This is a genomic window from Sphingomonas sp., from assembly GCF_004799495.1.
In the GTDB taxonomy this organism is placed as follows: Bacteria; Pseudomonadota; Alphaproteobacteria; order Sphingomonadales; family Sphingomonadaceae; genus Sphingomonas.
Genome location: NZ_SSMY01000008.1, coordinates 65973 through 82463, shown reverse-complemented (window position 1 = coordinate 82463; position 16491 = coordinate 65973). Strand labels below are relative to the sequence as shown.

Below are 16491 nucleotides of genomic sequence, written 5' to 3'. Positions count from 1 at the left end.
TCAACCCTGAAGAATCGTTGAAACATGAGGGTTAAGGATGACCGCTTGACCCCCGCCACGCGCTCCCGCATCGCGCGTGCCCATGATCCAGAACATTCTCGCCTGGCTGGTCGGCGTGGTCAGCGCCGTCATCTCCGCGCTCGGCTATCCCGGCATCGTATTGCTGATGGCGATGACCAGCATGGGAATCGCGATCCCGTCCGAACTGATCATGCCGTTCGCCGGCTTCCTGGTCGCGCAGGGCAAGTTCAGCCTGATCGCCGCGGCGACCGCGGGGGCGGTCGGCGAGAATATCGGCGCGGGCATCGCGTACGAGATCGGCAAGCGCGGGGGGCGGCCACTGATCCTGCGCTATGGCCGCTACCTGCTGATCGACGCGCCGCATGTCGACGCGGCCGAGCGCTTCTTCGCGCGCTGGGGAAGTGTCGCCGCGCTGATCGGGCGGTTGCTGCCGATCGTGCGGAGCTTCGTCGCCTTCCCCGCCGGAATCGCGCGGATGAACCGGGCGAAGTTCCACCTGTTCACCACGCTGGGGTCGTGGCCGTGGTGTTTCGCGCTTGCTTGGGCGGGGATGAAGCTCGGCAAGGCGTGGGACACCGACCCGCGGCTGCGCGCCGCGTTCCATTCGGTCGAGGCGGTGGTCGTCGTGGTGCTCGTCGCGGGCGCCGCCTTCTACATCTGGCACCGCGTCAAGGCGATCAGGAAGGGTTGAGCTTCTCGGCCACGGCGCGCGTCCGCGCGTCGCGATCGCTGGCGAGGCGCGCGACCATCGCCTTATAGCGTTCGAGGATCGCGGGCTCAACCTTGTCGGGGGAGCCGGAATCGAACGGCGGCTGCGGGTCGTACTCGATGCTCAGCTGGACGAACTTGGCGTGATCGTCGCCACGGATCGCCGCGACCAGGGCGAGCCCGAAGTCGATCCCCGCGGTCACCCCGCCGCCGGTCACGCGGTTGCGGTCGAAGACGTAACGCGCATGGACTGGCTCCGCGCCGAACAAGGCGAGGTTGCGGTGCGATGCCCAATGCGTCGTCGCGCGATAGCCTTTGAGTAATCCCGCGGCGCCAAGCAGCAACGCACCGGTGCACACCGCGGTGACCCATTGCGCTTGCTCGCCCGCCTGCCGCACCCAAGCGACCGTCGCCTCGTCTTCCATCGCCGGTACGACGCCGAACCCGCCGGGGACGAACAAGATGTCGGGCATCCGCGCGGTGGCGAAGGTCGCGGTCGGCTGGAGCGTGAAGCCGGCGTCGGTCGAAACAGGATCGAGCGATTTCGCAACCAGTTCGATGCTCGTATTGCCCATCCGCGTCAGCACTTGCGCGGGGCCGGTGAAGTCGAGCTGCGTCATGTCGGGAAACAGCACGAAGCCGATATGGATCGCGGGGACGCTGGTCATCAGGCTTCCTTCGGTTGCGCGCGCACGAGCAGCACGGCGAGCGGGATCGCGAGGACGAGGTAGAGCGCGACGCCGGCGAACGGCGTCCAGCCGAGGAAATCGCTCGGCAGCGTGCGTAAGGTCCCGCCCGCCCAGTCGGTCTTGAGGATTGGGTCCCAGAGCGGGAAGGCATAGGTGTCGGGTGCGGTGATGTTGGCGGCGGCGATGGCGAGGTTGATCGCGATCGACACACAGAGGATCGCGGCGGCGAACGCGCGCTCCCACCAATAGATTCGGTTCGCCCAGAAGGTCGCGAGCCCGATCGCGAGCAACCCGATCGCGGGGACCGAATGGCGCGGCCCGGTCGAATGGCCGCCGTCCCAATAGACGTACGCCGCGTTGACCAGCAGCACGACGACCGCCGCGCTCGCCGCCGTCAGCGCGAGGCCACGCTCGCGCCGCGCCAACTGCCACAATCCGAACGGGGTCAGGAGCAGGACGGGCGCGACCCACAGGATGCCGCGGCGCAAGCCGACGATGATCTCCGACAGTGCCGCGAACTTGGGGCTGGTCAGCCCGAACAGCCCTTCGTTCATGCCGGGGAAGCCGCTCACGCCCTGGTAGCCGAGCCGGAACGGCGTGCCGAACGCGAGCATGTTGTAGCCGATTAGCGGAACCAGCAGCACCGCCGCGCCGGCCAGCGCTGCGGCGATCAGCGGACGGGGCTTGCGCAGCCTGAACGCGCCCCACAGCGCGATCACCGATCCGGCGAGCACCGCCTGAAACTCGATCAGCACCGCCAGCCCCAGCGCGGCGCCGGCTATGCCCGCGAACCGAAAGCGTCCGTCGCTTCGCCACAGTGCCCAGACCGCGATCACGAACAAATCGGCGACCGGCGCATGCCCGAACAGGGTGGTCGACCAGCCCCACATTGGTGTGCCAAGCGCGAAAGCGAGGCTCGCGAACAAGGCGCCGCCCGCGCTGCCGCTGGTGCGTAGGCCGAGGTCGTAGAGCGCCACCGCCGCGAGCGCGGTCAGCAAGGCGCTGACTAGAGCGACCGCCAGCCGCAGGTGCACCGTCACCCACTGCTCGAACGGTTTGTCCCACACGGTCGGGGGCAGCGGCGGCTTGGTCGAGACCCGTTCGGCGATCGCGGTGGCGGGGAGCGCGAGCAGGGTCATCCCCGGCGCCTTGTCGAGATAGACGTGCCCACCGAACTCGGCCTTGTCGATCGTCAGGTCGCGATATTCATCGATCTCCGCGCTGTGGTGCTCGACCAGCGCGATCGCGGCGAACATCCGCGTCGAATTATTGGGGTTGAGCGCCCACGACCCGAACCAGGCGCAGGACAGCCAGACCAGGGCGAAGAGCAACAAGCGGGGTTTGGTGAAAAGGCTGGCCATCGATCCCCCGCAGACCGGCTGCCTATACGGCGAGTAAGTCGCTTTTGCGAGCGCAGCGACGCAATCCGGACTGGCTGGATTGCTTCACTACGCTCGTAATGGCGGAAGTCTGAATTCTCCCGACGGTCAGTTGGTCCGCTGGCCTTCCTTCTCGTCGGCGTCGCGCTCCTTGTCGACGTCCTTCGATTCCTTGAACTGCTGCCGCGCGCAGCCGATGCCGCCACCGGGACCAACCGCGGAGCACGACCCGATCCCCGCCTGGCCGGTGTCGAGGATGCCTTGCGCCTTCATGGCCCAGCTGCGGTTCTCCGGCGTGATCTTGAAATCGCGCAGATCCTTGGGGATGCGGAACTGCTCGGCGGCGTCGCGGCGCGTGCAGACGACGATTTCCGCGCCGTTGGCGTCGGTCGGGCAGCGTTCGTTGCCGTAGAGCACGAGCACGCCGTTGATCGGCGCGTTTTTCGACACAGGGCCAGGCTCGCTCGGCTTGGCGGCCGGCGGCACGCCCGGGCCTGACACGGTCTGCGCGGCTGTCGGCACAGCGATGCTCGCGGCCAGCAATGCGATGACGAACTTCATCCCCGTCTCCTCCTCGCCAACCTATATCCGCTTGGCGGTGGCGATGGCCAGCCGGCACCCCAGCCGGATCGCCGCCGACATCAGCGGATAGGCCGGCGCGCTTTCCGCGCCATGCTTGATCGCGGTGTCGCGATGCTCGACCTCCTCGGCCTGGAACTCCGCGATCGCCGCCGACAATTCCGGGTCGCTATCGCCCAGCACCTGAAGCTGTTCTGAATAATGTTTGTCGATCTCGGTCTCGACCGCGGCGGTGCACGCCATCGCGGCTTCGGGGCCGATCGCCGCGGTGACCGCGCCGAGTGCGAACCCCGCGGCGCTCCAGAACGGCTGGAGCAGCGTCGGGCGCACGCCGCGCCGCGCCATCATCGCGTCGAAGAAGGCGCGGTGGCGTTCCTCCTGCCGCGCCATCCCGGCGATCTCGCGCGCGGCGGGGCTGCGGTCGCCCATCACCGCAAGCTGCCCGGCATAGATGCGGATCGCGCCATATTCGCCGGCCTGGTCGACGCGGACCATCGCGTCGGTCGCCGGACGGCGATCGCCGGGGCGCCAGCCGCTCATCCCGCGCGGTCGCGTTTGAAGAGGAAGTAAAACACCGCCAGCGCGCCGCTCAGCGAAATGATCGCGTTGAACCCGGCAAGCGAAATGCCGAACAGTTTCCATTGCGCCACGTCGCAACGGATGATCGGCGCCTTCATCATCTGGTCGATCAGGCTGCCGCTGCCGCTGAACGTCGTGGTGCAGGGCGTGAAGCCGTTCCACCAATGATATTCCACCCCGGCGTGCGCGACGCCGATCGCGCCGCTGACCGCGATGGCAATGGCGGCGAGCGCGACGAGCAGCCGCACGGGGCTACGCGGCACGAACGCGAGCAAGGCGATGACCAGCGCGGCATAATGCGGCCAGCGCTGCCAGTGGCACATCTCGCACGGATAGAGGTGGCCGATCAGCTGCGACCCCCAGGCGCCGGCGAGCAGCCCCGCCGGGATAAGCAGCGCCAGTGCGCGCGCCTTTGTAACGTTCGTCACCATTGCCTCAGCGCTTTGCCATCGCGGGGCCGCGCGTCAGCCGGCCGAGCGTCTGGAGCGCGTAATAGAGCTGGAAGTCGGTCACGCCGCGCTTCTTGAGCTCGTCCGGGGTCGCGGTGAAGCGCGGGTCGGGCTTGGTGTCCTCCTCGAGGATGACGTTGTCGGCCTTGACCTCGTTGACCAGATGCTTGCGCAGATCGGCCTCGCGGAAGACGGGGCGCGACTTGTAATCGGGGTCGGAGATCTGCGGCACCGCGATGTCGGGGCGGATACCGCCTTCCTGCACCGACCGGCCCGACGGCGTAAAGTAGCGCGCGGTGGTGAGCCGGAGCGCGCTGTCGGGACCGAGCTGGAGCAGGGTCTGGACCGATCCCTTGCCGAACGACCGCTCACCCATGATCAGCGCGCGGTGATGATCCTGCAGCGCGCCGGCGACGATTTCGGAGGCGCTCGCAGTGCCGGCATTGACCAGTACGATCACCGGCAGTCCCGCGGCGTCGTCGCCGGGCTTCGCGAAATAGCGTTCGATATCGGCCTTTTCGCGTCCGCGCTGGCTGACGATCTCGCCGTCCGACAGGAACGCATCCGACACTTCGATCGCCTGGCTCAGCAACCCGCCGCCATTGTCGCGCAGGTCGACGACATAGCCGATCGGCTTGTGCCCCAGCGCCTTGTCGATGCCCGCGATCGCAGCGCGCGTGTCTGCGCCGGTATTCTCGCTGAAGGTGTTGATGTTGATATAGCCGACGTCGCCCTTGACCTCCCACTTGACGGGTTTCTGGACGATGATCTCGCGCACCAGACTGACCTCGATCGGCTTGTCGCGGCCGGGGCGGACGAGCGTCAGCGCTATCTTAGTGCCCGGCGCGCCGCGCATCGAGGTGATCGCTTCGTCGAGGCTCTCGCCATAGATCAGCTGGCCGTCGATGTGCGTGATGTAATCGCCCGACTTGATCCCCGCGCGGTACGCCGGCGTGTCCTCCTGCGGGGCGATCACCTTGACCGCGCCGTCCTGCATCGTGACGGTCAGGCCGAGCCCGCCGTAATTGCCGGTGGTCAGGATCTGCATGTTCTGGAAATCGACCGCGTCGACGTAGGAGCTGTGCGGGTCGAGGCTCGCGAGCATCCCGTCGATCGCGCCGCGCACGAGTGTCTTGTCGTCGACCTTGTCGACATAGGACGTCTTCACGCGGTTGAAGACCTCCATGAACTTGTCGAGCTCGCGATAGGTGTCGCTGTCCGACGCGGCGGTGGCGGAGGTGGCGGCGGGAACGAGCGCGATCGCGCCGGCGATGGCGGTCGCCTGAAGCCAGGAAAATGCACGAGCCATGGGAGGTAGCGGTCCGATCGGGGATAGAGGTCGAGGAGTGTTTAGCCGGTCAGCGCGACAGGGTCCACCGGGCGGCCCTTGCGGCGCAGCTCGACGGTGACGCGGCGGTCGTCGCCGGGTTGCGCGGTGCCGATCGGGGCGCCTTGGGCGAGGGTTTGGTTGAGCTTCACCGACAGGTCGCCGAGCCCCGACACCAACGTCGTCCAGCCGCCGCCGTGATCGATGATGACGACATTGCCGTAATCGCGGAAGCGCCCGGCATAGACCACCTTGCCCGCGGCGGGCGCCGTCACGTCGGCTTGCCCCGCGACCGCGAAGGTCAGCCCGCGCGAGGTCACGCCGGCGTCTGACACCTCTCCGAACCCGGTAACGAGCTTGCCCGAAACCGGCAGTCGCCACGGCGCGGAAACGGTTGTCCAGGGGAGCGCGGCAGGGGCGATCTCGCCGGGCTGCTTGGGGCGGGGAAGCGGGCCGGGCAATTGCGTGAGTGCGCGGCCCGTCGTCGCGGCGTCGCTGGTCACCTGCATCTGGTCGACCAGGTCGCGCGCGCGTTCGCCCAGCCCGATCGCGCGGTCGCTCTCGGCGAGCGCGCTGCGACTGAAGTTCTGCGACTTGAGGCGATGCTCGGCCTCGAGCCGGGCGAGCGCGACGCGGTTGCTCTCCAATCGCCGCCGCCCGTCGGTTAGGCTCTGCGCCGCGAGCAAAGCGTCGGCGCGCAGCCGGCGCGTGCGGTCGAGCTCGCCGCGTAGCCCCGCAGTGCGCGCCTGGACCAAGGGCAAGGTGCTGCCGAGGACCGCGCGGACATGGACGAGGTCGGCGACCGACCCGGGCTGCATCACGGCGACCGCGCTCGGGCGCAGCGCAAGCGAGCAGAGCGCCGACACGAGGCGGGCGATCGGCCCCTGCTGGACCGCGAGCGTCGCCTGCTGGTCGCTCAGCAGCCGGTCGACCAGCGCGATCCGCGCGGTCGCCGCGACGATATCGGCCTGCGCCTGCTGAACCTTGGCGGCGAGCGCCTGTTCCTGCGCCAATGCCTTGGCGGCCTGATCGCGCTCGGCATCGGCGGCGGCGTCGAGCCTGGCGGCGCGCTCCGCCGCGGCCTGCGACTGCGCGCGCGCCTCGACCAGCCGGCGCTGCTGGTCGGCGATCTCGGGCGCCGGATCGGTCTGCGCATTCCCCGCGCTCGCCAGCAGCGCCACCGCGAACGGGGCGAGGGCGACGGGGATCAGCGCATACCGCATACGCTATCCTTCGCGGTGATACGGGTGATTGGCAAGGATCGACGTCGCGCGCCACAATTGCTCGGCCAGCATCGCGCGCGCGAGCATGTGCGGCCAGGTCAGCCGGCCGAACGACACCAGCCAGTCGGCGGCCTTGCGCTCCGCATCGCCAAATCCGTCCGCCGCGCCGATCAGGAAGCGCACCTCGCGCACCCCGTCGTCGCGCCACTTGCCGAGCTTGTCGGCGAACGCGACCGATCCCGGCGTGTCGCCGGTCTCGTCGAGCAGGACGATCCTGGTCTGCGGCTCGACGGCCGGCATCTTGCCGCCGGCATCGGGAAGTTCGGTGACTTTCGTCGGCCATGCGACGCGCCTGAGATAGCGGTCGACCAACTCGGCTTCGGGACTCCGCCCGATGCGTCCCCGCGCGATGATATGGAGGAGCATCTATCCACCTCCGTTCGTGTCGAGCGAAGTCGATACACGCTTACCCGTCGCTCGTGGCCGTGTCTCGACTACGCTCGACACGAACGGGGAAGAGGGTGATATCAGTGCGCGAGCGGCGTCGGCGCGTCGCCGAACGCCCACATCCGTTCGAGATTGTAGAACGTCCGGACCTCGGGACGGAACAGATGGACGATCACGTCGCCCGCGTCGATCAGCACCCAGTCGGCGGTCGGCAAGCCTTCGATCCGCGCACTCCGCCCGGTCTCCGCCTTGATCTTTTCCGCCAGTTTCTGCGCCATCGACGCGACCTGCCGCGTCGAGCGGCCGCTCGCGATCACCATGTGATCGGCGATCGACGACTTGCCGGCGAGCGGGATCGAGATCGTGTCGACCGCCTGATCGTCGTCGAGGCTTGCCATGACGAGCTGGTGCAGCGCCTCGACGCTTTCGGCATCGGACGAACGGTACGCATTGGGAGATGTGGCCAAGTCGGTTCCTAGGGTGTGGGTGGATGGTCGTGGTCCGGGGGGCGGCGCATATACAAACGCTGCCAGCCGGGATCGGCTGCACGCAGCCGCGTTGCGGAGGTCGGATCAGGGCGAAAACGCAGCAGCACGAGGGCTGGCAATCTCCACGTCGTCCAGTTCTTCGCCTGGTATACGGGCCGGAAGAAGCGCCGCAACCAACCCAAAGCGGGAAACGCCCGGGCGGCATGATCATAGCCGGGCCGCGCGATGACCGCAATCGGGATCGACTTCGCTATATGGCGCCAACCCTTCCACTGGTCGAAAGTGAGGAGGTTGTCCTCGCCCATCAGCCAGATGAATTCGTGCCCGCGATAGAGGCGTTGGAGCTTGGCGAGCGTGTCGACGGTGTAGCGCGTGCCGAGCCGTTCCTCGATCGCGGAGACCTTGATCGGCGCATGCGCCGCCATCCGCCGCGCGGACGCAAAGCGCACCGCGAACGGCGCCATGTCGGTCGCCTTGTCCTTGAGCGGATTGCCGGGCGAGACCAGCCACCACACCTGGTCGAGCCCCAGCGCCTCGATCGCCGCCAGGCTGATCGCGCGATGCCCGGTGTGCGCGGGGTTGAACGACCCGCCGAGGAGACCGATGCGCATCAGATTTCGATCTGCCAATCCTCACGCTCGTGATGAATGCGCAGGATTTGCACCGACCTGGTGTCTGTCAAAATGCGGTAGCGAATAAGGTATGGGGTATCGAACACCCTCAATATTCGCAAACCGTCACGAAATGGTCGGCCGCCCCGAGGAAAATTTTCCAGAAACCGTGCCCGGAAGCGGATCGTTGCAAGCGTTCGCAGAGCAAATTCCGGGCTTGCCTCTCGTTCCAGCCAAGCATCGATCTCACGCAGGTCACCGAGCGCTGGACCGGTCCAATCTATTTGGAACATCGAGCGCGATGCTTCTCGATCATCGCGTCCAGTTCCGCCATTACCTCTTCGTGCGGAATTAAATCGCCGCGGTTGGCGGCATCAATGCCGACCTGGATGAATGCGCGGAAGTCAGCTTCGCTTTCCGCGATTCGCCGGACAGCTTCCGATGCAAATTCAGCGCTGGTGATACCGCGCTGTTGAGCGAGTTGCTCGACGATCGCGAGCGTCTCCGCATCGATCGAAGCCGTGATCGTCCCAGGAATGGCGCCGGGTTTGTTCATGTCACGAATCTAAAGGCGGTTTCACCTGGCATCAAGGTCGTACCTGCCCCGTCCCCCGCCCAACCCATTTGTACGTCGTCAGCCCTTCGAGCGCGACCGGGCCGCGGGCGTGGAGGCGCCCGGTGGCGATGCCGATTTCCGCGCCCAGCCCGAACTCGCCGCCGTCGGCGAACTGGGTCGAGGCGTTCCACAGCACGATCGCGCTATCGGCTTGGGCGAGGAAGGCTTCGGCGACCGTAGCGTCTTCGGCGACGATCGCGTCGGTGTGGTGCGAGCCGTGCGCGGCGATGTGCGCGAGCGCGCCGTCGAGCCCATCGACGATCGCGACGCTAGCGATCGCTTCGAGATATTCGGTGTCCCAGTCGCTCGCGGCGGCGCTGCCGATCGTGGAATCCAGCGCGCGCGCCGCGGCATCGCCGCGCACCTCGCAGCCTGAGACCGCCAGCGCGCCGATCACGTCGGCGGCGTACGGATAGGCGCGATCGATCAGCAATGTCTCCATCGCGCCGCAAATTCCAGTGCGGCGCATCTTGGCGTTGACGACGATCGCCTCGGCCATTGCCGGGTCGGCGGAGGCGTGGACGAAGACGTGGTTGATCCCGTCGAGGTGCGCGAGCACGGGAACGCGCGCCTCGGCCTGGACGCGCGCGACCAGCCCCTTGCCGCCGCGCGGCACGACCATGTCGATCACGCCCTCGCCCGCCAGCATTGCGCCGACCGCGGCGCGGTCGGTCACGGGGACGAGCTGGACCGCGTCGACCGGCAGCCCGGCATCCGCGAGGCCAGCGGCGATCGCGGCGTGGATCGCGCGGTTGCTCATCACCGCTTCGGATCCGCCGCGCAGGATCGCGGCGTTGCCCGCGCCGAGGCAGAGCGCGGCGGCGTCGGCGGTGACGTTGGGGCGGCTTTCGTAGACGATCCCGATCACGCCGATCGGCACGCGCACGCGCGACAGTTCGATGCCGTTGGCGGAGGTCGTGCTATCGATCACGTCGCCGACCGGATCGGGCAGTGTAGCGATCGTCGCGACCCCGTCGGCCATCGCCGCGACGCGTTCGGGCGTGAGCTTGAGCCGGTCAAGCATCGCGCTCGACAGGCCGGCGACGGTGGCGCTCGCCATGTCGCGGTCGTTGGCGGCGAGGATTTCGGGCTCGGCGTCGCGGATCGCCTGCGCCATCGCGACCAGCCCGCGCGCTTTGTCGGCGGTCGCGGCTTGCGCGAGTGTGGCCGCCGCGACTCGCGCGTTGCGGCCCAGCGCCGCGATCAACGCGACGGGATCGAGTTCGACATCGACGATCGTTGCCATGGCTTCCCCGCTATCATGGCTATGCGGCATGCCAAAACGGTATCGCCTTTCGGGCACCCAATGCTATCCAGCGCGCCATGACTGGGGGAATGGAAGCGGCCGGCGATATCGCGACTGGCGCCTTGCTGGGCCGGGCGGTCGAGCCACGCGCGGGGGAGAACGGTGGCGTCGCGCACGGCGTGTGCCTCAATTGCGGGACCGCGCTGATCGGTGCCTTCTGCCACGCGTGCGGCCAGAACGGGCACGTCCACAAAACGCTCTCCTCGATCGGGCACGACCTGCTCCACGGCGTGTTCCATTTCGAAGGCAAGGTGTGGCGCACGATCCCGATGCTCGTGGCGCATCCGGGCCAGTTGACGCGGCGCTACATCGACGGCGAGCGCGCGCGGTTCGTGTCGCCGCTCGCTTTGTTTCTGTTCTTCGTCTTCCTGATGTTCGCGACCTTTCACTCGGTAGGCGGCAACGAGCTCGATCTCGCCGCGGTGCCCGCGACCAACGCCGAGCGGCTTGCCAAGCTCGACGGCGAGATCGCCAAAAAACGGGTTCAGCTCGTCAAGGCGCAGCAACGGGTCGCCGCAGGCAAGGCCGACGAGGACGACCAAGGCGATATCGAGGACTATCAGACGACGATCAAGGAAATGCAGCTCGCGCGCCGCGGCCTGACGCAGAACCCGAACGACATTCGCAAGGAAATGGCCGATAAGGTCAACACCGGCTGGCCGGCGCTCGATGAGGGCATCCGCAAGGCGAACAAGAACCCCGAGCTCACGCTCTACAAGCTGCAATCTTCGGCGTACAAATACAGTTGGGCGCTGATCCCGATCTCGGTGCCGTTCGTCGCGCTGATCTTCCTGTGGCGGCGCAAGTTCAAGCTCTACGATCACGCGATCTTCGTGACCTATTCGCTCGCGTTCATGATGCTGCTGGTGACCACAATCACGCTGTTGATGATGATCGGCGCGCCCGGCTGGAGCTATGGCCTGATGATCGCGTTCGCGCCGCCGGTGCATTTGTTCGCGCAGCTGCGCGGGACCTATGCGCTCAACTGGTTCTCGGCGCTGTGGCGGACCTTTGCGCTGATGCTGTTCGGAACGATCACGCTGACGCTGTTCGCGTTGTTGCTGCTCGGCCTCGGGCTGATGGAATAGGTCAGTGCCCGCGGCACGCTAACGCGTCGAGAATATCGTCGATCCGTGCGGGATCGCCCGCCGCGATGACGTCGCCCGCGCTCGTCGCGGTCAGCGGGTCGCCCGCCCAGTCGCACATCCGCCCGCCCGCGCCCTCGACCACCGGAACGAGCGCGGCGAAGTCGTGAAGCTTGAGCTGGCTTTCGACGACGATGTCGAGATGGCCCGACGCGACCGCGCCGTAATTGTAGCAATCGCCGCCGAGGATGGTCGAGCGCACCGCGGCGTCGAGATGCTCGAACGCGTGGAGCTCGCTGTCGCCGAAACAGGCGGGCGAGGTCGTGGCGAGCAGCGCGTCCTTGAGGTCGCGGCAGGCGCGCGTCGCGGCGGGCGTGCCGTTGAACAAGGTCGGCCTCCCGACCGCGCCGACCCAGCGTTCCTTGAGGATCGGCTGGTCTATCACCCCGATCGCGGGCCAGCCGTCGATCACCAGCGCGATCAGCGTGCCGAACAGCGGTCGCCCGGCGATGAACGCGCGCGTCCCGTCGATCGGATCGAGCACCCATTGCCGCCCGGTCGACCCTTCGCTGGTGCCGAATTCCTCGCCGGCGATCCCGTCGCGCGGCGCTTCGGCGGCGAGCAATGCGCGCATCGCCTGTTCCGCCGCGCGGTCGGCGATCGTTACCGGCGATTGGTCGTCCTTGGTCTCGACGTCGAAACCGCTTCGAAAATACGGCCGGATCGCCGCCCCGGCGGCATCGGCAAGCGCTTCCGCGAGCGCGATATCGGCGTCGGTGATCCGCATCGTGGTGCCCCTAGCCGCGTGGAACGCGCGGGTCTAGAAAGCGTCGCGACCATATAGGGAGAGTCGTCATGCGCCTTCGCTTTCTCGCGCTTCCGCTCGCGTTCGCCGCCGTTCCCGCGCTCGCCGCGCTGTCGCCCGGCGCCAAGGCACCCGATTTCACCACGCGCGGTGCGATCGACGGCCAGGTGTTCAAGCTGACGCTGTCGCAGCAGCTCAAAAAAGGGCCGGTCGTGCTCTATTTCTTCCCGGCGGCATACACCGGCGGGTGCAATCAGGAAGCGCACGATTTCTCCGAGGCCGTGCCGCAATTCCAGGCGGCGGGCGCGACCGTGATCGGTATGTCGACCGACACGGTCGAGCGGCTCACGAAGTTCAGCAAGGAAAAGTGCGCGGGCAAGTTCGCGGTGGCGAGCGCCGGGCCGCGCGTGGTGAAGGCGTATGATGTCGATCTTGGCCGCATGGTGCCCGACGTCGAGACCAAACAACTGCGCGCCGTCACCAACCGCACGAGCTACGTCATCGCGCGCGATGGGACGATCCGCTACGTCCATTCGGACCTGAACGCCGCCGACCACGTCCGCCTGACGCTAGAGGCGGTGCGCGCGCTGAAATAGCGCCCGTCCCCCTCGGATAGGTCCGGAAACGCTATTTTAGCGGATTCCCGGCTATGCACGCTGCCGGGGATAGTGGGGAAACGGGAAAACCGGTGGCCAGTGCCGCGCAGAAAAGTCAGCCGTTCGGGCCGTCCGATCGCCTTTATGCGGCGATCGGCGACTTTCTGGCCGACCACCGGCTGAGCGTCGACCCGGTCAACTACGCCTTCGCGCACCGCGTGCTGAGTCAGCCCAAGGGGCCGCTCGCCGTCAGCGTCGCGCGGTTGACCGATGGCGGGGTGCGGCTCACGTCACGCGATATCGAGGATATGGGCGGGCCCGTCATCGCGCCCGGCGCGACGGTCGAACGCAGCGAGGAGGCGGACGACACGCCGGCCGAATCGCCCAATGCGACGATGCAGGCGCTGGTCGCGCGCACGCAGATGCAGGTCGAGGATTTCGCCGACACCGTCGCGGGGCTGCGCGCCGAAACGCAAGTGTTCGGGCGCGACCTGCTCGCCGGCGCCGACGCGATCCGCTCGGCGAGCGGCGAAGCGGTCGAGGACATCACGCGGCTGGCGACGACGATGCTCGATCGCGTCCAGGCCGCCGAAGCTCGGCTGGCGGCGGCGACGGTCGAGGCCGAGGCGCTGCGCGTCGAACTGGAGGCGGCGCGCGACGATGCGCGGCGCGACCCGCTGACCGGGCTCGCCAACCGCCGCGCCTTCGAGGACGCATTCGCCGAGGAGAGCGCGGCGGGCACGTCGATTTGCGTCGCGCTATGCGACATCGATCATTTCAAGTCGGTCAACGACCGGTTCGGCCATGCGGTCGGCGACCGCGTGCTCAAGGTCATCGCCCAGGCGCTGCGCGAGGCGTGCGGCGACCATCTGGTGGCGCGCTACGGCGGCGAGGAATTCGCGATCCTTTTTACCGGCGTTCCGATCGAGGATGCGGTGACGACGCTCGACAGCGCGCGGGGCGCGGTCGCCGCCAAGCGCTATCGCCTGCGCGAGACCGACGCTCCGCTCGGCGCGGTGACATTTTCGGGCGGTGTCAGCGCCTATGTCGACCGCGACGTGATGGGGTCGGTCATGGGCCGCGCCGACCGCTTGCTCTATGCTGCCAAGGCCGACGGGCGAAACATGATCAAGGCGGATGGTGAAAAATCCCAACAATCGGCGAGAGACACGCCGGAAAAATCGTGATTTCCGCCATTTGCGGCCGAGCGATTTTCTGATCTCCTTGAATTACAATATCTTATAAAACTGGCACACTCCCTGCAATCATTGCGGCGTCGGTTATCGGGATCATCCGGGACCGCGAATGAAGGGAGTTGCATCATGTCGGTTCGTCTTTTCTCCGGCCAAGCCGTCTTCTCGGTATTCAGCGCGCTGATCTGCTCGGCGGTCCTGATCAACGTCGCCACCTCGCTGGTCCCGGTCGCCTGACCGGGACTAGCCCTCACCGCCCGAGCAGGAAGGTGAGGGGAATATCGACGCGAGCGGCCCAGGCACGCTCGCTATGCTCCGCGCCGCGGAACGCCCGGCTGACCCAGCGGCCGCCCCGGTTTCCGGCGGCGGCATCGATCCGAGTCTGGAACGGCGCGATGGTGCCATCGTTGGTCCCCGTTCCGTAATCGAAATAGAGCCGCGCCGATGGGCCCGGCAGATGCGCCTCGAACCAGCGCTCGGCGAAGCCGTCGCCGATCGGCCACGAGGTGGACAAGCACGCCGCCGCGCCGAACACGCGGGGGTAGCGCACCAGCGCATAGGCGGAAATCAGCCCGCCCATGCTCGACCCCATCAGCATCGTGTCCCTAGGGCCGCGCAGCGTGCGGTATTGCCGGTCGATCCGTGGCTTCAGCTCGTCGACCAGGAATTTGAGATACGCATCGCCCGCGATCTTCGCGCGCTCGACGGGGAGTTTCTTGAACAGATCGTCCGATGCCGGATCGCTCTTCGCGCCCAGCGGCGGCACCGCGGCCTGCGGCATATATTCGCCCAGCCGGTTGTCGGTATTCCACACCGCGACCAGGATCGCCGGGTGCACCTTGCCCTCGGCGATCAGCTTCGCCAGCGCGCGGTGCACTGCCCAGCTCTTGCCCGACCAGGGCGACGGGTCGTCGTACACGTTCTGCCCGTCGTGGAGGTAGATCACGGGGTAGCGTCGCTTCGACGTGGCATAATCGGGCGGCAGCCAGACTTGCACGGTGCGCGCCGACACGTATTTCGACGCGGCGGTGAATTTGGGCTGGAGCCCGTCCGCCGGGCCGGCGGCGAGGGCAGGAGCGATCAGCGCGAGGAGCGCGAGAAGCAAGCGGTTCATCCATGCATTGACAGCGGCCGGGTGGCTGCGGTCAAGGTCGGTCATGGGCGATCCCGCGCTGCATCCGAGCTGGCTCGAGCCGTTGCGCGGCGAATTCGCCGACCCGTACATGGCCGCGCTGCGCCAGTTCCTGGTGACGGAGAAGGCGGCGGGCAAGCGCATCTTCCCGCGGGGGAACGACTGGTTCCGCGCGCTCGACCTGACCCCGCTCGATCAGGTCCGCGTCGTCATCCTCGGGCAGGATCCGTACCACGGCGAGGGGCAGGCGCACGGGCTGTGCTTTTCGGTCCGGCCGGGCACGCGCATCCCGCCGAGCCTCGTCAATATCTACAAGGAAATGGAGGCCGATCTCGGCATCCCGCCCGCGCGGCACGGTTTCCTCGAACATTGGGCGGAACAGGGCGTGCTGTTGTTGAACGCGGTGCTGACGGTACAGATGGGGATGGCGGCGTCGCACCAGGGGCGCGGGTGGGAACGCTTCACTGACGCGGTGATCCGGCTGGTCAACGCGCGCGAAAAACCCGTCGTGTTCATGCTGTGGGGCAGCCACGCGCAAAAGACGGCGGCGTTCGTCGATTCGGCTCGCCATTTGGTATTGCGCTCGCCGCATCCCTCGCCATTATCGGCGCACAGCGGCTTCTTCGGCAGCAAGCCCTTTTCGAAGGCCAATGCCTTCCTAATCGAGCACGGCGAGCAGCCGATCGACTGGGCGCTGCCGACGTTATAGCGCGAGCGCGAACTGGCGTTGCCGCAATGGCCAACGGTCGAGAAGGTCGTGGCCCCTGTCGCTGCGGATCAGCAGGAACTCCTCGACCGTCCAGCCGATCGGATCGATCTTGCGCGCCGCCGCGATCGCCGTGCCGCGATACGCTAGGCTCAAATGCAGCCAGAAATCATATTCCGGGATCGGCACGCCGCACATCGCCGCTTTCTGCCGCAACGCGCGATGAAACGCGGCGGCCGATGGCATCCCCTTCGCGCCGCGCAGCAGATTGCCGGCGATCAAATCGAACCTCACCGGGAACGGCTCGGCCGATACGGTACCGAGAAGACCCTTGAGCTCGTCGAGCCGGGCGGCGGACCAATCGGCCTCGTGGCCCAGGCGCAGCATCGTGCAGTGCAGGCGGTCGGCCGGATAACTGTCGTCCAGCCCGTACCATGCCCGTTGGCCGCAGATACGGCGTAGCGTGGCGGGCGGCGGTTTGATCATGATATAAAGCATGGTAGCGACTCGATACGTGTTCATGATATGTTCTAACGAGGAAGGAGTCGAATC

21 protein-coding genes are annotated in these 16491 nt (G+C 67.2%); 5 read left to right on the top strand and 16 right to left on the bottom strand.

The window, feature by feature from the left end; translation table 11 throughout:
* Positions 1-82: 82 nt before the first annotated feature.
* On the top strand, positions 83-712 hold the full coding sequence (locus tag E7773_RS08280) for a DedA family protein (protein WP_293990137.1): 630 nt from the start codon (positions 83-85) through the stop codon (positions 710-712).
* Here E7773_RS08280 and E7773_RS08275 read toward each other — a convergent pair.
* The 13 genes from E7773_RS08275 to E7773_RS08215 form a co-directional block, all read right to left on the bottom strand.
* The gene (locus E7773_RS08275) at positions 699-1397 is read right to left on the bottom strand and encodes a DJ-1/PfpI family protein (RefSeq protein WP_293990135.1); all 699 of its coding nucleotides are present in this window, start codon (positions 1395-1397) and stop codon (positions 699-701) included. The two genes, E7773_RS08280 and E7773_RS08275, sit on opposite strands and share 14 nt — an antisense overlap.
* Positions 1397-2779 (bottom strand): hypothetical protein, encoded by a 1383-nt coding sequence (locus tag E7773_RS08270; RefSeq protein WP_293990133.1) that lies wholly within the window; start codon positions 2777-2779, stop codon positions 1397-1399. The genes E7773_RS08275 and E7773_RS08270 overlap by 1 nt, the downstream gene beginning before the upstream one ends.
* A gap of 126 nt (positions 2780-2905) precedes the next feature.
* A complete protein-coding gene (locus E7773_RS08265; protein ID WP_293990131.1) occupies positions 2906-3358 on the bottom strand; it encodes a hypothetical protein in 453 nt (150 codons plus the stop codon).
* 21 nt (positions 3359-3379) lie between these two features.
* Entirely contained in the window at positions 3380-3916 is a 537-nt protein-coding gene (locus tag E7773_RS08260; RefSeq protein ID WP_293990129.1) for a demethoxyubiquinone hydroxylase family protein, read from the bottom strand.
* Positions 3913-4386, bottom strand: a complete 474-nt coding sequence (locus tag E7773_RS08255) for a disulfide bond formation protein B (RefSeq protein ID WP_293990128.1) — start codon at positions 4384-4386, stop codon at positions 3913-3915. The genes E7773_RS08260 and E7773_RS08255 overlap by 4 nt, the downstream gene beginning before the upstream one ends.
* Positions 4387-4390: 4 nt before the next feature.
* Positions 4391-5713, bottom strand: a complete 1323-nt coding sequence (locus E7773_RS08250; RefSeq protein ID WP_293990127.1) for a S41 family peptidase — start codon at positions 5711-5713, stop codon at positions 4391-4393.
* 41 nt (positions 5714-5754) lie between these two features.
* Positions 5755-6954: a peptidoglycan DD-metalloendopeptidase family protein gene (locus tag E7773_RS08245; protein ID WP_293990126.1), complete on the bottom strand. Its 1200-nt coding sequence runs from the start codon at positions 6952-6954 to the stop codon at positions 5755-5757.
* 3 nt (positions 6955-6957) lie between these two features.
* Entirely contained in the window at positions 6958-7380 is a 423-nt protein-coding gene (locus E7773_RS08240) for a 23S rRNA (pseudouridine(1915)-N(3))-methyltransferase RlmH (protein ID WP_293990125.1), read from the bottom strand.
* A gap of 101 nt (positions 7381-7481) precedes the next feature.
* Entirely contained in the window at positions 7482-7799 is a 318-nt protein-coding gene (gene rsfS / locus E7773_RS08235; protein WP_293990760.1) for a ribosome silencing factor, read from the bottom strand.
* 77 nt (positions 7800-7876) lie between these two features.
* Complete coding sequence (locus E7773_RS08230) at positions 7877-8500, bottom strand: nicotinate-nucleotide adenylyltransferase (RefSeq protein ID WP_293990124.1); 624 nt, start codon at positions 8498-8500, stop codon at positions 7877-7879.
* Positions 8500-8793 (bottom strand): type II toxin-antitoxin system RelE/ParE family toxin, encoded by a 294-nt coding sequence (locus tag E7773_RS08225; RefSeq protein WP_293990123.1) that lies wholly within the window; start codon positions 8791-8793, stop codon positions 8500-8502. Before E7773_RS08225 ends, E7773_RS08230 begins: the two co-directional genes overlap by 1 nt.
* The gene (locus E7773_RS08220; RefSeq protein ID WP_293990122.1) at positions 8781-9056 is read right to left on the bottom strand and encodes a hypothetical protein; all 276 of its coding nucleotides are present in this window, start codon (positions 9054-9056) and stop codon (positions 8781-8783) included. Before E7773_RS08220 ends, E7773_RS08225 begins: the two co-directional genes overlap by 13 nt.
* A gap of 31 nt (positions 9057-9087) precedes the next feature.
* A complete protein-coding gene (locus E7773_RS08215) occupies positions 9088-10362 on the bottom strand; it encodes a glutamate-5-semialdehyde dehydrogenase (protein WP_293990121.1) in 1275 nt (424 codons plus the stop codon).
* Positions 10363-10439: 77 nt separating this feature from the next.
* Between E7773_RS08215 and E7773_RS08210 the strand changes: the two genes are divergently transcribed.
* The gene (locus tag E7773_RS08210) at positions 10440-11510 is read left to right on the top strand and encodes a DUF3667 domain-containing protein (RefSeq protein ID WP_293990120.1); all 1071 of its coding nucleotides are present in this window, start codon (positions 10440-10442) and stop codon (positions 11508-11510) included.
* A gap of 1 nt (position 11511) precedes the next feature.
* On the opposite strand, the gene hisN is transcribed toward E7773_RS08210, so the two are convergent.
* Entirely contained in the window at positions 11512-12294 is a 783-nt protein-coding gene (hisN, locus tag E7773_RS08205; protein ID WP_293990119.1) for a histidinol-phosphatase, read from the bottom strand.
* Positions 12295-12362: 68 nt separating this feature from the next.
* Between hisN and E7773_RS08200 the strand changes: the two genes are divergently transcribed.
* Positions 12363-12908: a peroxiredoxin gene (locus E7773_RS08200; RefSeq protein WP_293990118.1), complete on the top strand. Its 546-nt coding sequence runs from the start codon at positions 12363-12365 to the stop codon at positions 12906-12908.
* Between the two features lie 92 nt (positions 12909-13000).
* Positions 13001-14095 carry a GGDEF domain-containing protein gene (locus E7773_RS08195; protein ID WP_293990117.1) on the top strand — a complete coding sequence of 365 codons (1095 nt, stop codon included), beginning with the start codon at positions 13001-13003 and terminating at the stop codon, positions 14093-14095.
* Positions 14096-14351: 256 nt separating this feature from the next.
* Here E7773_RS08195 and E7773_RS08190 read toward each other — a convergent pair whose 3' ends face one another.
* Positions 14352-15260 carry an alpha/beta hydrolase-fold protein gene (locus E7773_RS08190; RefSeq protein WP_293990116.1) on the bottom strand — a complete coding sequence of 303 codons (909 nt, stop codon included), beginning with the start codon at positions 15258-15260 and terminating at the stop codon, positions 14352-14354.
* On the opposite strand from E7773_RS08190, the gene ung reads away from it, so the two are divergent.
* Positions 15259-15942, top strand: a complete 684-nt coding sequence (gene ung, locus E7773_RS08185; RefSeq protein WP_293990115.1) for a uracil-DNA glycosylase — start codon at positions 15259-15261, stop codon at positions 15940-15942. The two genes, E7773_RS08190 and ung, sit on opposite strands and share 2 nt — an antisense overlap.
* Here ung and E7773_RS08180 read toward each other — a convergent pair.
* A complete protein-coding gene (locus E7773_RS08180) occupies positions 15937-16425 on the bottom strand; it encodes a 2'-5' RNA ligase family protein (RefSeq protein ID WP_293990114.1) in 489 nt (162 codons plus the stop codon). The genes ung and E7773_RS08180 overlap by 6 nt on opposite strands.
* Positions 16426-16491 lie beyond the last annotated feature (66 nt).

Coding starts and splice junctions, on each gene's coding strand:
- E7773_RS08180 (WP_293990114.1), bottom strand. CDS start 16,425: ATGATCAAACCGCCGCCCGCCACGCTACGCCGTATCTGCGGCCAACGG.
- E7773_RS08190 (WP_293990116.1), bottom strand. CDS start 15,260: ATGACCGACCTTGACCGCAGCCACCCGGCCGCTGTCAATGCATGGATG.
- rsfS (WP_293990760.1), bottom strand. CDS start 7,799: ATGGCAAGCCTCGACGACGATCAGGCGGTCGACACGATCTCGATCCCG.
- E7773_RS08255 (WP_293990128.1), bottom strand. CDS start 4,386: ATGGTGACGAACGTTACAAAGGCGCGCGCACTGGCGCTGCTTATCCCG.
- E7773_RS08270 (WP_293990133.1), bottom strand. CDS start 2,779: ATGGCCAGCCTTTTCACCAAACCCCGCTTGTTGCTCTTCGCCCTGGTC.
- E7773_RS08200 (WP_293990118.1), top strand. CDS start 12,363: ATGCGCCTTCGCTTTCTCGCGCTTCCGCTCGCGTTCGCCGCCGTTCCC.
- E7773_RS08245 (WP_293990126.1), bottom strand. CDS start 6,954: ATGCGGTATGCGCTGATCCCCGTCGCCCTCGCCCCGTTCGCGGTGGCG.
- E7773_RS08250 (WP_293990127.1), bottom strand. CDS start 5,713: ATGGCTCGTGCATTTTCCTGGCTTCAGGCGACCGCCATCGCCGGCGCG.
- hisN (WP_293990119.1), bottom strand. CDS start 12,294: ATGCGGATCACCGACGCCGATATCGCGCTCGCGGAAGCGCTTGCCGAT.
- E7773_RS08220 (WP_293990122.1), bottom strand. CDS start 9,056: ATGAACAAACCCGGCGCCATTCCTGGGACGATCACGGCTTCGATCGAT.
- E7773_RS08210 (WP_293990120.1), top strand. CDS start 10,440: ATGACTGGGGGAATGGAAGCGGCCGGCGATATCGCGACTGGCGCCTTG.
- E7773_RS08265 (WP_293990131.1), bottom strand. CDS start 3,358: ATGAAGTTCGTCATCGCATTGCTGGCCGCGAGCATCGCTGTGCCGACA.
- E7773_RS08230 (WP_293990124.1), bottom strand. CDS start 8,500: ATGCGCATCGGTCTCCTCGGCGGGTCGTTCAACCCCGCGCACACCGGG.
- E7773_RS08225 (WP_293990123.1), bottom strand. CDS start 8,793: ATGTTCCAAATAGATTGGACCGGTCCAGCGCTCGGTGACCTGCGTGAG.
- ung (WP_293990115.1), top strand. CDS start 15,259: ATGGGCGATCCCGCGCTGCATCCGAGCTGGCTCGAGCCGTTGCGCGGC.
- E7773_RS08280 (WP_293990137.1), top strand. CDS start 83: ATGATCCAGAACATTCTCGCCTGGCTGGTCGGCGTGGTCAGCGCCGTC.
- E7773_RS08275 (WP_293990135.1), bottom strand. CDS start 1,397: ATGACCAGCGTCCCCGCGATCCATATCGGCTTCGTGCTGTTTCCCGAC.
- E7773_RS08215 (WP_293990121.1), bottom strand. CDS start 10,362: ATGGCAACGATCGTCGATGTCGAACTCGATCCCGTCGCGTTGATCGCG.
- E7773_RS08260 (WP_293990129.1), bottom strand. CDS start 3,916: ATGAGCGGCTGGCGCCCCGGCGATCGCCGTCCGGCGACCGACGCGATG.
- E7773_RS08240 (WP_293990125.1), bottom strand. CDS start 7,380: ATGCTCCTCCATATCATCGCGCGGGGACGCATCGGGCGGAGTCCCGAA.